12 protein-coding genes and 1 pseudogene are annotated in these 16,095 nt (G+C 53.3%); 8 read left to right on the plus strand and 5 right to left on the minus strand.

Going from position 1 to position 16,095, the window contains the following annotated elements:
- The first annotated feature begins 163 nt into the window (after positions 1-163).
- The 4 genes from B9T62_RS06370 (at position 164) to B9T62_RS06385 (ending at position 6,795) form a co-directional block, all read left to right on the plus strand.
- On the plus strand, positions 164-4,405 hold the full coding sequence (locus B9T62_RS06370) for a choice-of-anchor I family protein (RefSeq protein WP_281257696.1): 4,242 nt from the start codon (positions 164-166) through the stop codon (positions 4,403-4,405).
- Positions 4,406-4,747: 342 nt separating this feature from the next.
- Positions 4,748-5,314 (plus strand): MarR family winged helix-turn-helix transcriptional regulator, encoded by a 567-nt coding sequence (locus B9T62_RS06375; protein ID WP_087914501.1) that lies wholly within the window; start codon positions 4,748-4,750, stop codon positions 5,312-5,314.
- Positions 5,315-5,422: 108 nt separating this feature from the next.
- On the plus strand, positions 5,423-5,932 hold the full coding sequence (locus B9T62_RS06380; RefSeq protein WP_211296417.1) for a hypothetical protein: 510 nt from the start codon (positions 5,423-5,425) through the stop codon (positions 5,930-5,932).
- On the plus strand, positions 5,929-6,795 hold the full coding sequence (locus tag B9T62_RS06385; RefSeq protein WP_087914502.1) for an SDR family oxidoreductase: 867 nt from the start codon (positions 5,929-5,931) through the stop codon (positions 6,793-6,795). Before B9T62_RS06380 ends, B9T62_RS06385 begins: the two co-directional genes overlap by 4 nt.
- A 989-nt stretch (positions 6,796-7,784) precedes the next feature.
- On the opposite strand, the gene B9T62_RS06395 is transcribed toward B9T62_RS06385, so the two are convergent.
- Together B9T62_RS06395 and B9T62_RS06400 are read right to left on the minus strand one after the other, a co-directional pair.
- Positions 7,785-8,264: a GNAT family N-acetyltransferase gene (locus B9T62_RS06395; RefSeq protein ID WP_087914504.1), complete on the minus strand. Its 480-nt coding sequence runs from the start codon at positions 8,262-8,264 to the stop codon at positions 7,785-7,787.
- 16 nt (positions 8,265-8,280) lie between these two features.
- Positions 8,281-9,075, minus strand: coding sequence for a hypothetical protein (locus tag B9T62_RS06400; RefSeq protein ID WP_157685475.1), 795 nt, complete (start codon positions 9,073-9,075; stop codon positions 8,281-8,283).
- Positions 9,076-9,897: 822 nt separating this feature from the next.
- Here B9T62_RS06400 and B9T62_RS06405 point away from each other — a divergent pair.
- Complete coding sequence (locus tag B9T62_RS06405) at positions 9,898-11,883, plus strand: methyl-accepting chemotaxis protein (RefSeq protein WP_169834338.1); 1,986 nt, start codon at positions 9,898-9,900, stop codon at positions 11,881-11,883.
- Here the strand turns inward: B9T62_RS06405 and B9T62_RS06410 are convergent.
- Together B9T62_RS06410 and B9T62_RS06415 are read right to left on the minus strand one after the other, a co-directional pair.
- Entirely contained in the window at positions 11,863-12,756 is an 894-nt protein-coding gene (locus B9T62_RS06410) for an NAD-dependent epimerase/dehydratase family protein (protein WP_087914507.1), read from the minus strand. The two genes, B9T62_RS06405 and B9T62_RS06410, sit on opposite strands and share 21 nt — an antisense overlap.
- A gap of 50 nt (positions 12,757-12,806) precedes the next feature.
- A complete protein-coding gene (locus B9T62_RS06415) occupies positions 12,807-13,559 on the minus strand; it encodes an RNA polymerase sigma factor (protein ID WP_157685476.1) in 753 nt (250 codons plus the stop codon).
- Positions 13,560-13,832: 273 nt separating this feature from the next.
- Here B9T62_RS06415 and clpP point away from each other — a divergent pair, with 273 nt between their 5' ends.
- A complete protein-coding gene (clpP, locus tag B9T62_RS06420) occupies positions 13,833-14,414 on the plus strand; it encodes an ATP-dependent Clp endopeptidase proteolytic subunit ClpP (RefSeq protein WP_087914509.1) in 582 nt (193 codons plus the stop codon).
- Between the two features lie 13 nt (positions 14,415-14,427).
- The gene (locus B9T62_RS06425; RefSeq protein WP_087914510.1) at positions 14,428-14,634 is read left to right on the plus strand and encodes a hypothetical protein; all 207 of its coding nucleotides are present in this window, start codon (positions 14,428-14,430) and stop codon (positions 14,632-14,634) included.
- A gap of 336 nt (positions 14,635-14,970) precedes the next feature.
- Here B9T62_RS06425 and B9T62_RS41680 read toward each other — a convergent pair.
- A pseudogene (locus B9T62_RS41680) lies at positions 14,971-15,105 on the minus strand (IS1380 family transposase); the annotation flags it as partial.
- A gap of 172 nt (positions 15,106-15,277) precedes the next feature.
- Between B9T62_RS41680 and lspA the strand changes: the two are divergent.
- Positions 15,278-15,763: a signal peptidase II gene (gene lspA / locus B9T62_RS06435; RefSeq protein ID WP_087914512.1), complete on the plus strand. Its 486-nt coding sequence runs from the start codon at positions 15,278-15,280 to the stop codon at positions 15,761-15,763.
- Positions 15,764-16,095: the final 332 nt, after the last annotated feature.

The raw sequence follows: 16,095 nt of genomic DNA on the forward strand, positions 1-16,095 counted from the left end.
GATGATCTATAGTTTAACTATGAGGGTGACTTGTTATAGAGATTTTAAATTCGCTGCAGAGAAATGTAATGTTTTGAATTTACATATCTTTAACTTAAGTCGAGTCTATTGAGAATACTATGCTTCTAAAATGATTAAAACGATCAATAGGAGTGACAACGACTTGAACCCAACAGGAAAAACTATGATCTCTATTCTGCTAGCCGCTGAAATGCTGCTTGGCACCACGCTCGCAGCCGGTTCATCCGTTGCAGCCAATGCTGCCCCAGCCGGTGCTCCATATACAGCCGAGGGCAATTATGATGTGAAGGTTCCCCACGTAATTATTAACCAAATTTATGGCGGTGGCGATGCCAAGACCACGGGCGGCTACTTCTCCTCAGGCTACATCGAGCTATATAACCCAACGGACTCCGATATTCAATTAAACGGCTGGGCCCTGCAATATTCCGATCCGACGATGAAAGGGCAGTGGAGCAAGCTGGACCTCAGCGGTACCATTAAGGCACAGTCCTCTTACCTCATTATAGACGGTAAAAGCAATCCGGAATATCAGATCGATATCCGTGGCTGGGGTGACCAGAGCTGGCCGGAGCAGATTTTTTATCATAAAGGCATGAAGGTTGTCCTGCTCAAGGGTACGGAACTGCTGCAGGCGGCTAACCCATTCCTCGACAAAACCGCGGATTACGTGGACATGATCGGCACGGCCGGCAATGATGAAGGGCTGACCATTGACGGCTATGAAGGCGACTATCCGACCGGCAAAACGGCAGGCACCTCCAAGCAGAAATCCGTCCGCCGCGACAGCTTCGCCGATACGGACCATAATAAAAATGACACAAAGCAGATCAGCTTCGATTCGCTTAACGCTGCAGAGTTCAGCAGGCTGAAGCCCCATAGCAGTGCTGACGGACAATGGAGCTTGACAGTGCCGGAGCTGGGGATTTCCACATCCAGCTTGCCAGAGGCGAGCGCGGGTGCACCTTATGCTGTGACGCTGGCCGTATACGGCGGACTGAAGCCTTACAGCTTCGAGGCGACTGGTCTGCCGGAGGGTCTAGCCATAGACAGTCAATCTGGCCAGATCAGCGGAACCCCAGCTGCCATGGGAACGGCAACAGTCAGCGTCTCCGTATACGATGCTTCCAAACCGAGTGTAAAGGCTCAGGCTGATTATTCGCTGAAGGTAAATGAACCGTTAACGGCGGACAGGCTCAGCATCACCAAGATTGGCGGGTACGCGGTAGGTACAACCAGTGAAGACGGCGGGGTGGCAGAGATCGTCCGCTACAACCCGGACAATGGCAGATTCTATCTGGTGAATGGTGCTTCCCAGCCGGCTACGGTGGATATTGTCAACCTGAAGGATGGGACTCAGCCTGAGAAGGAAACCAGCATCAACGTAGAGCAGCTGTCAGAGACAGCGGGATTCACCTACGGGGACCTGACCAGTCTGGACATTAACACGGCCACCGGACGGATTGCGATCGCGGTGCAGGAGGAAGATGCCATGAAACCGGGCAAAGTGCTTGTGCTGGACTATGAAGGCAAGCTGCTGGCCGAGTACCCCACAGGAGTGCAGCCCGACATGGTCAAATATACGGCGGATGGCCGTTATATCCTGACGGCTGACGAAGCAGAGCCGCGTACTCTGGCCGGTGACCCGGAGGGCAGTGTGACTATTATAGATACACTGAGCGGCAAGGTGACGTCTGTGAAATTTGACCAGCCGGAGATTATTGACGATTCGGTGTATATCCGCGGTGCGGTAGACCCCGAGACGAAGCTGATTACAGGCAAGGGTTCCAAGGCTGACGCTGTGCGTGATCTGGAGCCGGAGTTCATTACCCTGTCGGACGACCAGAAGACAGCGTACGTCTCTCTGCAGGAGAACAATGCGATTGCGACGATTGACATTGCAGGCGGGGCTGCAGTTTCGGTCAAGGGTCTCGGAACGAAGGGTTTCAGCCTGGCAGGCAATGCTCTCGACCTGCTCAACGACGGCCAGATCAAGCTGGAGAATGTTCCTTTCCGTGGTCTCTACATGCCTGATGGAATCGACCAGTACACCACTGGAGGCACAACCTATCTGTTCACGGCAAACGAAGGCGATGCTACCGAATGGGACAGCATGGAGAATGCCAGCAAGATCGGGGACATGAAGGGGCTGCTGAACCCCGCTTCACCTGCTGCACAATTCCTGAATGGCAGCAAGCTGTATGACAATGTGGAAGTGATGTCCGGGCTGGACAATGAGAGCCTGTATTTATACGGGGCGCGTTCCTTCTCCATCTGGGAGGCGGGTACGATGAAGCAGGTGTATGACAGCGGCAGCGATTTCGAGCGGATCACGGGTGAACGTCTGCCTGATTTTTTCAATGCCAGCAATACCAACACCACACTGGACAGCCGCAGCCAGAAAAAAGGACCGGAGCCTGAATACGTCAAGGTGGGCAAGGTGGGGCAGAAGGCGCTTGCGTTCATCGGCCTGGAGCGGATCGGCGGTCTCATGACCTATGATGTGACTGATCCGGCACAGGCGAGCTTCCTGAGCTATATCAATACCCGTGAATTTACGCCCAAAAATAACCTCGCGACCGATACCGGGCCGGAGGGCATTGAGTTTATTCCGGCAGCAGCCAGCCCCAGCGGCTTGCCGCTTGTATTGGTAGCCAATGAAGTTGGCGGCACGGTTGCGGTCTACCAGCTGAATGTGGCGAAGGTCTCGCTGGACCAAACAGCGGTCTCGCTTAAGGCCGGAGGAGAAGCGGTAACTCTTCAGGCAACCGTGGTTCCGCCAGCTGGCGGAGATTCCGCGGTTAGCTGGACCTCCTCCAATCCGGCTGTGGCCGCTGTAAGCACCAGCGGAAGAGTAACTCCGCTTGCGAAGGGAACTGCGGTGATCACTGCGGCCACCGCAGATGGATACGGCACTGCTGAAGCGGCAGTCGCGGTTGCCGCCGCTGATCCGGTGATCCCAGTACCGGGAACGCCAGCACCAGGAACGCCAACACCGGGAACGCCAACACCGGGAACACCAGCACCAGGAACGCCAACACCGGGAACACCAGCACCAGGAACGCCAACACCGGATCAGGGAAATCCTGTGCCGTGGATTCCGGCACCATCAGCTCCGGTGCCTTCAGCAACCCCTGCACCAGGAACCCCTGCGTCTGCTCCAGGGATCATCAATAACGGCAGCCAGGTGATTGTTGAGCTTGAACCCGCTGCCGATACAGCTGGTACTCTGCTGGCAGCCGCTACGCTGGAGCAGGTGGAAGCCGCCCTTAAGGCAGCTCCTGCTGGTGGCGGAGAACTGGTTCTACGCTCGGCGGCTTCGGTGGGAGGAGCGGGAATGAAGCTGAGCCTGCCTGCAGCGGCTGTTCAAGCTATCGCCAGCAGCGGAACGACAGCCCTAATTGTAGAGACGGGTAGCGGCAGCTTGTCTCTGGACCGCAGTGCGATCTCTGCGGTTAACGCAGCGGCGAACGGGGAGATGGTTACGCTGACCTTCACGGCGGGTGATGGCGGCACAGACTGGAGCAAGCTGACTCCTGTAGGCCAGGCAGCAGCCCAGGCGAAGATTGGCAACCGTCCTATCCTTGAAGTGGGGCTGCAGGCAGGAAGCCGCACGCTGTCCAGCCTCGGCTCAGGCACTGCGCAGCTAAGCCTCGCCTATCCAGCAACGTCCGCTGAAGATCCGCTGGCAGTCGTTGGCTATCGCTTGACGGAAGCGGGAGAACTTGCCGTAATCCCAGGCAGCAGCTATGACAGCATGGACGGAACCTTGAGCCTCACGGCACAGCTTGGCACGACGTATGCCGTAGGCTACAATCCCGCAGCGTTCAGCGATATTTCCGCAAGCTTTGCCAGGGATTCGATTAAATACCTGGCGGCGCGGGAAGTGATCCACGGAATCGGCGAGGACCGATTTAGCGGCAAAGCCAAGCTGACCCGTGCTGATGCCGCCCTGCTGCTGGCGCAGCTGGCAGGACAGGCTGCGGAGGCCGGAACAACCGGCTCATTCGGCGATGTGCCGACAGAGGCTTATTACGCTGATGCAGTGGCGTGGGCTTCCGCCAGCGGCATTGTGAACGGCGTCGGCGAGGGACGCTTCGACCCGTCAGCCGAGATTACCCGCGAGCAGCTGGCTGTGCTGCTGGTTCGCTTCGTGGTGTGGATGGACTGGAGCCTTCCGGCCGGCGGCGCAGCCGCTGGGTTCGCGGATCAACAGTCCATCAGCCCTTATGCCGCCGCTGCTGCGGGCACGCTGCAGCAGGCAGGCATCCTCAGCGGCAGACCCGCTCCGGGTGCCGCTGCCCTAAACTTCGCGCCGCAGGACTCTGCTTCGCGCGAAGAAACGGCCCATCTGCTGGCTAAATTGCTGAAGCTGGGCCGGTAACGGCCCGCTGCGCATCAAGCCAGCGAACCAACAAGCCCCCCTCTGCGAATGGCAGGGGGGGCTTGTTTGGGTTAAAAGAAAATAAAGTCTTAGACTGATGATTCGTCATTGAGCTAACAGGCAGGATAACATAACCAAATACAACTATATAACTCCATTATATTAGGTATAATCTTCGGTTGATGAGGATCAAACAGCTCTAACTCGATTTGGAATAAAAGAGAGATCGAGCCTTTTGCAGTGACCGAGGAGGAATACAGTTCCAGATATGAAGAAAGGCGGGGTGTTGATGTGTTATAACAATGTGTTGACACAAAAGTAATTAGGTTCCATACTATATATATGAACAACAATAATAAAATAATAAATGACATTGACGCTATTCCCTCGCTTGTACAATCCAAGCGTCAGATTGATCGCTATAACCTAGACATAGACGCACAGGCTATACTCGTCGCGTCTAGGCTAATGGCAGCGGGAGCCAAGCTTGGACATGCCTCGGAGATTCATTTCTCTAGATTCGGTTTATCAACAGGGCGATATCGTTTATTGGCAGATCTTGAAGATAACGAAGGAGAAGAGTTGCCTTCGCAATTAGCGGAGCATCTAGGTGTTACACGTGCTACAGTGACTGGTCTTATCGACATTCTTGAACGAGATGGCCTAGTATCTCGGCGATCAAGCTCAGACGATGGCCGTCAGAGATCGGTCATTTTGACGGAAGAAGGAGCGAAGAAGCTCCGTGAAATGGCTCCTGAGCATTTCACTCGGCTGGAAGCAATGGTGGGCTTACTCAATATCGATGAGCGCAGCGTATTTCTCGACTTGCTAGGCCGAGTTACACAAGGCATCTCAGCACTTACGGGCGAACTAGGCTCGAAACCAAAGGGAAACATCAGTAATGAGTAGAATGGGCTAGTGATGCTAGCCTATTTTTACTCTTATATAGTTAGGTTCCTAATTATATCTCACTGAAAGCAATCGTTGAACTATTTCAAAGAAGAAGGGAGCAACTAAATGAACCAGATGAAATACCCGAATCAGACAGATGATGTTTACGGCATCAAGGCTGCTGGTTCCAAGAAAAAGACTTTTGTACTATGGCGTGAAGTTGTAATGGCCTATGCTGCTCCTGCCATCATGGCAGGTATCGGAGGGTTGGTTACTGCCGATAGGGGGCTTCAAATAGGGGCATTGACCACAATCGGCGGTGCATCGGCCTTGATGGCCTTGATGATTGGCCTATTGTTGCGCAGCCGAGTGGGCCATATACGATGGATCATCGGTGCACCTCACTTGGTTGTGGTAGGGGTGTTCGCATTGGCCGGTTCCTCGTTTGGCCTATACGCCGCATGGGTGACATCTGGTTTACTAGAAATTATGATTCCGAGCAATCACTTGGCCTGGGTCGGTCGTGTCTGGATCGATTTCCCGTTGTCTGGATTCATAGCAAGCACGATAGTGACATGGCGGTGGCGTCTTGCCGTCACAACTAATTTTTCATCCAAAAGGAGAAGAAAAAAATGATAGTTATTATGGGAGCAACAGGTACGATAGGCAGTGCGCTTTTGGAACGTTTGGTTGATCTTGGCTTACCCGTCAGGGCGCTGAGCAGAGGGCTAGAGAAGTTGCGTGATCAGATCGGAGAAAAAGGCCGATCGACTATCGAGGTCGCATTGGCGGATGCTTCCGACCCCGAATCGCTGCGCCGCGCGTTTGCAGGTGCTATCCAGCTCTTCCTTGCCATGTCCAACAGTCCAAGACAAATCGAATTGGAAACTTCAATCATTCAGATTGCCGCTGAATCTGGAATCAAACACATCGTAAAAATATCCAGCCCTGCCTTTGAGCAGAGTTCTCCAGTGGCAGTGGCTGGCTGGCATCAAGAAATCGAGAAAACGCTGAGGGAATCGGGTCTCACCCACACCGTGTTGCGCCCTTATGCGTTCATGCAAAACTTAATGCGCCTTGCACCAACGATCACAACCCAAAATGTTTTCTTCGGCTCCATGGGCGATTCACCGTGTAACTTCATTGACTGTCGCGATATCGCAGATGTTGCCGCAGAAGTTCTGACCAACCGCGAGGTATCTGGCCAAATATATACGCTTACTGGTTCGGAGATTTTCAGTTATCCCCAGATCGCGAGTCAACTATCCGCCCTGCTTAATCGGCCGATAAGCTACATCAACATGGAACCCCAAGTACTACTCCGCAATCTTATGGAGAACGGGCATATGCCTCCTTGGCTCGCGAACCACGTTGTGGAAATTCAAACCATGTCTACGGTGGTGCTAGAAAGTCCAAATGACACTGTGAAGCGCTTGCTCGGCAGAGAGCCACGCACGTTAGACGCCTTTCTGCATGAGTGTGTAGAAAATTTCAGGTAGAGGCGGAGTCCACCTATTTTGAAATTTGTGTCGTTGGCAGCATTTTGTTCCGATCTCAGACAAGTCATTGAGCTAACGGGACAGTATAGTTAAATAATAGGCGGCAGTCTAGGACTGTATTTTCTAGTCCATGGCTGCCGCTCTTTCTATTGTTGGGGTCAATATAATACTTTATTATCCTTGGATAGTTGGGGCTATGCCCCGCGCGAAGGTGCGGGGCATAGCCCAGCAGCGCGCGCTTGGATGACGCGCAGGCAATAACTAACTCCCGGCGTCCCGTATGATCCATCGTCATGACAAGCTTCCCGCAAGCCGTATGCCCTCCGCCAACCAACTCCCCCGCACCATCATATGCCTCCCGCCGACTAACTCCCCGCTTCATCGTATGATCCTCCGTCCCGACTAGCTGACCCGTGTCACCGTATGGCCTTCCTTAAACCAACCAACGAACCAACGAACCAACTCCTCTAAGCACCCGTCCAGCCACAATTTCAAGTGCAAGACTAGTTACTTATAAGATCCAGCTAGGAGTTAAAAGGTTATTCTGGAACGTTTGGAGCAATTAGATGCGAAACTGCAACTAAAATCCGCCGAATCGTGACTCAGCAGGCGTTTAAGTGCGATTCTGCAACTAATTTCGAGTAAATCTGGAATGGGACGCTCAAAAGACGAAATTAAGTGCCTTTTTGCATCTATTACCTCCAAAACGGAAAAAAACCGTAAATTAGATGCACTTTCGCAACTAAATAAGACGACTCCAAGCTGAATGAGCCTTCTACCGGAGAGCAGCAGCTACAGTAATACAAGCTTCCAACGGAGGCAGCAATGAGCTCAACAGCCGGCAACGTTCGATGCATCAGCAGTTCAGTCAGCAGTCTTAATTATCAGCAAACAGCCAACCCCCAATAATCAGGGATTAGCTGCTTGGTATGTCCGGTTATTCCAGCCGGTTGTTCCAGCACGTTGTTGCGCCTGGTTACACCAGCCCGTTAATCAAATGCAATCATATCCCGGTAAGCACCGGGAAAAGAATCTTCGATGATCGTAGCTCCGAGGGTTCTCTGATAGAAGGGGATCGCTTCTTCAGCCCAGCCGATGACGGCGTAGGCGTAACCGTTCTCATGCATCGCATGCATGCAGGCTAGCAGCAGCGCCTTGCCGATCCCGCTGCCGCGGTGACCCTCCAGAACCCCGGTCGGTCCGAAGAAATTCTTCACCAGCACATCATGGCAGGCAAACCCGATGATCTGTTTGTCCTTCACGGCCACAAAGCAATGAACCGGGAGGTGGGCGAAGGCGGCTTCACATTCATTGCGCCAATTGGCCGAGAAATGACTGGCAACAAAATCAACGACCCGGTGTTTGTCTGCGGTCATCGCACGTTTGATCTGGATTCCCTGCGAGCGCAGCTTCAGCAGCAGCTCCTGGGAGTCCGGCAGATTGTACAGCTTGACGAGCATGTCAGGCATAGTCTATCCCCGCTTTCTATTCAATGATCTGAAGATCTGCAATGAGCAGCTGCAGTTGCTTCTCGTATAATTCCGGGCGGTAGAACCGCGAGAGAATGAACAGCTCCGCCATCTCTTGCGGCAGCAGTTGTGCCAGCACCCGGCGCATATTCTGCTTGGCGGCGAGCAGGTCGCTATAGCCCATTCTATACTTTTCCTTCAAAAAAGTAATCACTTCCTCGCTGTCCGGCGACCAAGCCCCGCGAAACAGCAAGGTGGGCAGCGGCGAACGCCGGGCCGCCGGCAGCTCGAACCGGATCATGGCATCGATCAGCTCGGCCGTAGGCAGGTTCCGCGTAATCAGCGGCAACAGCTGCGGAATCAGCTGATAATAATCGGTGATTGTGTAATCGGCCCATTCCGCATGCTCCATCTCCGCTAGGCTTACTCCATGGAATTGATGCAGAAACCGCTCCAGATAAGTATCGGCCGCGGCCTGGAAATTCCAGCTCAGGTCTGCGGGGAAATAAGCCGGATATCGTGAGGTCTCGAACAAGCCGTGCGGACTGCCAAGCGAGAAGGGGCAGCCCCAGTTGGTGTGGATGATGCCATCCAGCTGCTCTGAGCGGGCCAGCTCGATCCAGTCTGCAATATTATGGACCCGGTTATGGATCACCGGGTAATTCTGTTCGCCGCTATCGTCCCAGCAGCGTACAGAAGAAGCGCCGATCACTTCAATCCCGGCCTCCTGCAGGGTATGCAGAATCCGGCGGGCAGCGGCTTTCATCCGATGCCCGCCATAGATCCAGACTACGACCACTAATGAGGTCATTTCAACTATGAAATGACCTCGAGAGACGAAATAAAGGTAAATCTATTACTACTTAGACCTCGGTAGGATGCGACCATCGAAGACTCAGCTTCATGTTAGTTTCGTAAGCCCAGTCCACCGATTTAGTTGCGAAACTGCATCTAATTAGCCGATTTTTTCCGTTTTGGAAGAAATAGATGCTCAAACGCATCTAATTTGAGCGTTTGAGCGTTACAGACCCGATTTACTCGAGATTAGTTGCAGCTTTGCACTTATTCGCCTCGTGATAGGAGTTTCAGCTGAATTTAGTTGCAGTTTCGCATCTATTTACTCCGTACGTTCTAGGGGACCTATGTAGTAACCAGATCTGCAACTAATTGCTCCAAACGTTCCACAGCAACCTTCTAAATCCTCGCGGGAACCTAAGTATAGAACGTGAACTTAAGAATGTAACATTCGGAGTTGCCGGGAAGCCTTACATAGCAGGCGCTGCCAACTCAGGCCTTCATTCTTAAGTACATCCTTATAGTAACTAAATCATTCCTAAGTTAAGCCAACAGAGTATAGGCCGCAATCTGACAGCAATATTTTCACATAATCCCCTAACGTGTTACTGAGAGAACAGAGGGGAATTTCGGAACTGTGGGAGCGATAGTAGCGGTAGTCACACTTTGTTCCAAGAACGTTTACGTTTCTCATACAAAACCGTGCGGGGCATTTAATATCCGGCTTCTACAATCGGTATATAGTATAAAGTACCTATTGCAATCAGAAGCTTAGCCCTGGAGGATGATACCGTTGAAGTTTGGTTCCTTACATTTATCTATGAAGTGGAAGCTGATTTTGAGCTTTTCGGCAATTGCGCTGTTTTTCCTGGGGGTCGCGCTGTATCAGGGCCAGAAGGTCAGCCAGGTGGAACGTTCGATGGAGACACAGAAGGCCGAGATGGAGAAAAGAATTACCGTCGCCAAAGTCACTCAGCTGCTGCAGGAGCTGGGCGGATTAGAAACCTCGCTGGCAGCGTCCAGCGATCTGGAATTCGCCGAACCTTTTAAGGACAAGCAAGCCATACTGCTCCAGGAGCTGAATCTGGTCACTTTTGCGGAAGGTGCGCCGGAAGCGAAGATTTTGCAGTTTTTACATAGCCAGATTGAAGAGTACACGGAGCATTTCGATGCCTTAGTGCAAACGATGAGCGATGAATCGCTGGACCCCATGACGGTGCTTGAGCAGGTTGACGAGCTGCATACACAAGCACTTGCGCTGAATGCAACGATACTGGAAACGAACGAACAGTTATATGCGGCAGCGGCTGTCAATGCCGAGCAGGCCCAGACCCATTCCTTTGCTCTACTGGATGATACCGCTTCTATTGGTGTGTATGCCGCCGCACTCGTATTCCTGTTCACGGCTGTTATAGGCTGGCTATTGATCCGCTCCTTCCTGCAGCCGATCAACCGCCTGCAAATAGCCTTGCGCAGAATATCGGAGGGCGATTTGCGGCAGCGGATCCATTCCCCGTATAACGATGAGCTGGGCAGGTTAAGCCATCATTTCGACCACATGGTGGAGCGTGTGCGGGCGATGTTGCAGCAGACCCAGACGGTGGCATCGTCGCTGGCCGCGTATTCGCATTCTTTTCAGCAATCCTCGGCCATTACGGCCCATACGAATCAGGATATTGTCAGCACGATCCAGGAAATTTCAGCCGGTGCAGGACAGCAGGCCGGGGAGTCGGAGCAGAGTGCGGTTCTGCTTCAGGGGCTGGGCACAGCGGTGAAGGAGATTACCGAGTCTACTACAGAGATGCTGGAGACCAGCACCACAGCCCAGCTTAACAGCCGCAAGGGAGCAGCCGCCGTAATCGCCCTGCGCGAGGTTTCGGCGCATTCGCGAGAATCTGTGAACAGAATATACGCTGCGCTCAATAAGCTGGCTGTACAGTCGAAGGATATTTCCCGGATCACCAAGACCATTACTGAAATCTCCACACAGACCAATGTGTTATCGCTGAATGCGGCGATTGAAGCAGCGCGGGCGGGTTCTTATGGCAAAGGGTTTGCCGTAATTGCGGATGAAGTGCGGCAGCTGTCTGTGCAGAGCAAGGAATCCTCGGTACATATCAGCGTGATTATCAACGAGCTTCAAGCGGGAATGGCGGAATTCCAGCAGTCGATGCTGGAGACCCGCAGCAGTCTGGAGGAGCAGGATTCTAAAGTGGCGGAGACGCTGGTTTCCTTCGAGAAGATAGATCACTCCATTGGGGAGATCAGCGGACAGATCAGCCGGATCAGCGACAAGGTGGATCGGACGCAGGCGATGAACGAGCGGCTGGCCGTGTCAGTGCATTCGGTGGCTTCGATTGCCGAGGAGACGGCGGCGGGTGTGCAGGAGGTGAATGCTTCCAGTGTGCAGCAGGATCATGCCATCCGCGATATTGCGCGCCAGGCGGTAGAGATTCATACGATATCCCAGAAGCTGTTCCAGGAGATTAATGTGTTCAAAATCAATGAAGATACGCCAGCCGCAGTTGACGCGGAGCAGACGCTGGAGAGTGAAGCCGCGGTTGATGCGGAGGCTCTGGCAGCAGAGCTGGTGCCTGTTCAAGCTCTGACAGCTGGGGAAGAGGCAGCTCCGGAAGTGGATTCCCATCCCCCCGCCACCCAGACCACTGCCATCGATACGGATATGGGCAGGGATAAGCAAATACTGGCACAAACACAAACAGAAGCAGTCTCGCCGCTCAAGGCTGAAACTGCATCTGTGCAACACAAGGTAGACATCGAAAGCCCGCGTGAGGTGAAGGAGTTAGTTTTTGCCAGTAAATGAAGCAGCTAATTCTGCAACCAAGGCCGGAAACCATTCGGCAAGCGGCAGGAACGAATAGCCTGCGCTGCGGGCTTTCGTGGTGTCCATCGTCAAGGAGTCTGGGATGCCAAAAGGAGACTGGTGCTCCTGCGCCGTCTCCGGCTGAACCACGGCTGTAGTTCCAAGTTTCTCTTCTATGATCGAGATCAGCTCCTGGATAGCCAGCGAGCCGTCTGAACAGGCATTGACCGGCCCGGTCAGCCCTGAGAAGCCCAGCCAGAACAAGAAATCGGCGGCTTCGTCGGAACGGATGAAGGAGATCCGCGCCTGCGGATTCGGCACGCCGAGCGGCTGGCCTTCGCGGATATGCTCCAGATGGAAATGCAGCCTGCGGGTATAGTCATCGGTACCCAGCACAATCGGGAAGCGGACCGCTGCGACCGGGAAATCGGCCTCCTGCAGCAATACCGCTTCCGCCAGCCGCTTGGCTTCCTGGTAGGTGTAGTCGTCTTTCCCGCCATAGCGCAGCGGATAAGCGGCAGAGTCGGAATCAGCTTCGCTCAGTGCCGCAGGAGCCGGGTCATATACGGACAAGCTTGAGGTCAGGATATAACGTTTCGTACGGCCGGCGAAGATCCGGCAGGCCGCCTTAGCTTCATCGGGAGAATAACAGATGTTGTCATACACCACATCCCAACTAAGCCCTTCAAGGCTTGCAGCAAGCGCCTGCGTATCCGTCCGGTCGGCAGCAATCCGTGTGACCTGGTCACCGAAGTCATCTTGGGTCATCCCTCTGGTGACGATGGTTACCTTGCTGTTTCCATCCAGCAGCAACTGTTCAACCAATCGTTTGCCGAAAAACCTTGTACCGCCCAATATCAATATGTTCCTCAATCGTATCGCCGCCTTCTCAGAATGATTCTTGGTTCCGCTTGCTGCTTCGGTTACGCCGCCATCCGCATGACCGGTGCATGACCGCTCTGGCTGCTGTACATTCCCTGCGTCTGCATTGGAGCAAAATGGCCTACTGCGTCAACCGTTTCTGCTTCATCTTGCTGGTCAGTGTGCTGTGGCTGAACTTCAGGCTGCTGGATCAGCTGCAGCAGAATTTCAAGCTCCCCTTGCTCATAGGCGAGGGCCATTGCCCTCAGGTTGGCGGCGAATACCGCCCCGTCCGGGAGGGGCGGACCTTCGGCAGCCAGCTCCTCGCGCACAGGGGGCAGCGCTAGCCGCGCCCTGTGCAGTGCGGCCTTGGCCGCTCCTTCACTTGTGTCTAGCAGCCGGGATGTTTCCGCTGCGGAATAGCCCAGCACATCACGCAGCAGCAGTACTGCCCGCTGCAGTGGAGACAGGTGCCGGATCAGCGCATGGAGAACTCTTTCGGTCTCGAAGCGGCCAGATTCACAGGCAATACTCTGTTTGGCGGATTGCTCCGCCAGCAGCCGGGAATACACCGATCTGCGGCGGACGATATCAATCCAGGTGTTTCTGGCAATCCGCAGCAGCAGTGCTTCGGGAACAGCCTGGCCATCGGCCAGTAGAACCGGCAGCACCTTAATCCAGGTATCCTGGGCCAGATCCTCCGCATCCCAGCGTGAGCCGGTCAGGGATAGGCAATAGCGGTTTAAGCTATTTTGCAGGTTGTGAATGAGGTGTTCCTTGCTCTCTCCGGTGTGCTGTTGATCATGAACAAGCATGCTGCATTTCTCCTTTACGGTGTGATCACTCGCATATGTGGACTGCCAACTCATTTAAAGATATCGCGAATAACTATGGGAAGCAAACCCGGTCTGACCCATGCGGGTATAGCCTGATCCGGAATTTGCTTTATCTATGTAAACGAATAGAACCTTCAATAAGATACGCCAGGCGGCACATTTGGTTAAATGCGCGGCAGGCGTATCTTTTGTATGCACAGGACCGTTTACAGAGCGAAGAATAAATGAGTCACTACCAGGAGGGATCAGGTAATGAGTATTGTGCCATATGTTATTGAGCAGACTGCCCAAGGGGAACGTTCCTATGATATTTATTCCAGGCTGCTGAAGGACCGGATTGTGTTTGTGGGAGCGGCGATCGATGACCAGCTGGCGAACAGCATTATCGCCCAGCTGCTGTTTCTGGCGGCGGATGATCCAGAGAAGGATATCCAGATGTACATTAACAGTCCGGGTGGCTCGACTTCCGCCGGGTTTGGCATTTATGATACGATGCAGGTAATCACGCCAAGGGTAAATACGATCTGCACCGGATTCGCCGCCTCTTTCGGTTCGCTGCTGCTGCTGGCGGGTGCCAAAGGCTTCCGCTGCGCGCTGCCGAACAGTGAGATCATGATCCATCAGCCGCATGGGGGAGCCCAGGGACAGGCCAGCGATATTGCCATTTCCGCCCGCCGCATTCTGCAGGTGAGAGAGAAGGTGGTGCAGATAACCGCAGAGCGTACAGGCCAGCCAGTGGAGAAGGTGGCGAACGATATGGACCGGGATTATTTCATGTCTGCGCAGGAAGCATTGGAATACGGGATCATCGACAAGATCATAACCAAACTTTAAGGAGGGCTTGCTAATGTTGAACAGCTTGGTGGGCAAGGAAGTAACAGTTGCTTTTCTGGATGGCACGTTGGCTACCGGAGGTGTGCTTGCAGAAGCGGATGAACGGTATGTGAAATACCAGACTGAGTACCAGGAGCTGTACATCCCCATCACCTCCATAAGAGATGTGACGTTGGATACGAAGCCGCGTGAGCGCAACCGTGTCGGTTTCGGCCAATAGGTAATATTGGTTTGAATTGTTCTGAGGAGCGCCGAATGGTGAAATGAGAGGAATTCCTCGCTGGGCCTAGGTAGTAACGATGTAGTAACCTTTTTCTGCTTAACCAGCGGGAGGACGGACTGGTTGTGGAAAAGCTGCAGCGGTGCCTAACGATTGGAACAACGACCTATTCGCGGAGCGTTCACACCTATAGCCTACATCGATCTTGTTCAAAACAATAAGGGTGTCCCAAGCAGCCATTTCATGGCTTTTGGGACACCCTTATTTTATTCTTAGGTTACTACCTAGGCCTCCCGCCTTCTCTCTATAGGTTGGAGTGTTCAAAGTAGAAAACCCTTGTCTGGCGATTATCAGCCATTCCTCCAGCGACTCCCGGCGTAGATTGCGCTTGACGATAAAATCCACATGTTCGTTCAGGCACACATTCGAAATCTCCAGCGCATCATTGCCGGCATCCATGCGTACGAGCAGCGGCAGCCAGGACGACGGTTTTCCATCAGGGAGGGTGACCTGAACCCCATATCCTTTCAGCTGTAACATGAAACCTGCGCCTCTTAAGCCGGGAGGTTCTGAAAGGGGCAAACATGAATCCAGGGTCTTCCTGTGATAAGCTGGAGATGGAAAAGCAACAACATTGCAAATTATGACGAATGCAGAGGGGGTGGCCATTACGTTTTTTTATCTGTTATCCATATTGGTCGTTCTTGCGGATCAGGCTGCCAAATGGGGGGTACGCTCCAACATGGAGCTGGGGGAAACCATTCCTGTGTGGAGCGGGCACCTGCAGTTTACGTATTACGAGAACAGCGGCGCAGCGTTCAGCTCTTTTCAGGGCTACGGCCAGTATTTCGCCATAGTTGCCGTGGCCTTTGTCGCTGCTGTGTTCTATTACAGACGCAAGGGAGAACTGCGCGGACCTTTGCTGGAAGCAGCCAGCGGATTTCTGGTCGGCGGGGCTGTTGGCAACGCTATTGACCGTGTCATTTACCATCAGGTGACCGATTTTCTCGTATTCGGCAGCCGGGGCGGGATTCTGAATCTGGCGGATCTGGCGATCAACGCCGGGGGACTGCTGGTTGTGGTGTACTTGTTGAAGGAACCATTGAAGCGCTTAGCTTTTAAAAGATAAGATCCCAGTTCCTCTTTAAATCACTGAGGAGCTATAAAACAGGCTGATGTGCTGTGGGAATAAAAAAAGAGCATTATCGTTGTTGGCGGCGGCATGGGCATGACCCATGGCGACACGCAAGAAGTCGTTATCCGCAGCGGATATGTCAATGCGGTTACCTCCGGACTCAATATTCACAACTGAACCGCAAACGAACCCGTTCTCCTGTTCAAGGAGGCGGGTTCGTTTGTTTGGGGCAGCAAGCTCATTTCAAACTTATGTTCTTCATTTTTTAGCCCGACAAACTCATATAAATACGCCGGAACGTCGGAAACCAAGGACTGTGACTTTTT

The sequence above is a fragment of the Paenibacillus donghaensis genome, assembly GCF_002192415.1.
GTDB classification, from domain to species: domain Bacteria; phylum Bacillota; class Bacilli; order Paenibacillales; family Paenibacillaceae; genus Paenibacillus_AQ; species Paenibacillus_AQ donghaensis.

Coding starts and splice junctions, on each gene's coding strand:
- B9T62_RS06375 (WP_087914501.1), top strand. CDS start 4,748: ATGAACAACAATAATAAAATAATAAATGACATTGACGCTATTCCCTCG.
- B9T62_RS06380 (WP_211296417.1), top strand. CDS start 5,423: ATGAACCAGATGAAATACCCGAATCAGACAGATGATGTTTACGGCATC.
- B9T62_RS06385 (WP_087914502.1), top strand. CDS start 5,929: ATGATAGTTATTATGGGAGCAACAGGTACGATAGGCAGTGCGCTTTTG.
- B9T62_RS06395 (WP_087914504.1), bottom strand. CDS start 8,264: ATGCCTGACATGCTCGTCAAGCTGTACAATCTGCCGGACTCCCAGGAG.
- B9T62_RS06400 (WP_157685475.1), bottom strand. CDS start 9,075: ATGACCTCATTAGTGGTCGTAGTCTGGATCTATGGCGGGCATCGGATG.
- B9T62_RS06415 (WP_157685476.1), bottom strand. CDS start 13,559: ATGCTTGTTCATGATCAACAGCACACCGGAGAGAGCAAGGAACACCTC.
- clpP (WP_087914509.1), top strand. CDS start 13,833: ATGAGTATTGTGCCATATGTTATTGAGCAGACTGCCCAAGGGGAACGT.
- B9T62_RS06425 (WP_087914510.1), top strand. CDS start 14,428: ATGTTGAACAGCTTGGTGGGCAAGGAAGTAACAGTTGCTTTTCTGGAT.
- lspA (WP_087914512.1), top strand. CDS start 15,278: ATGACGAATGCAGAGGGGGTGGCCATTACGTTTTTTTATCTGTTATCC.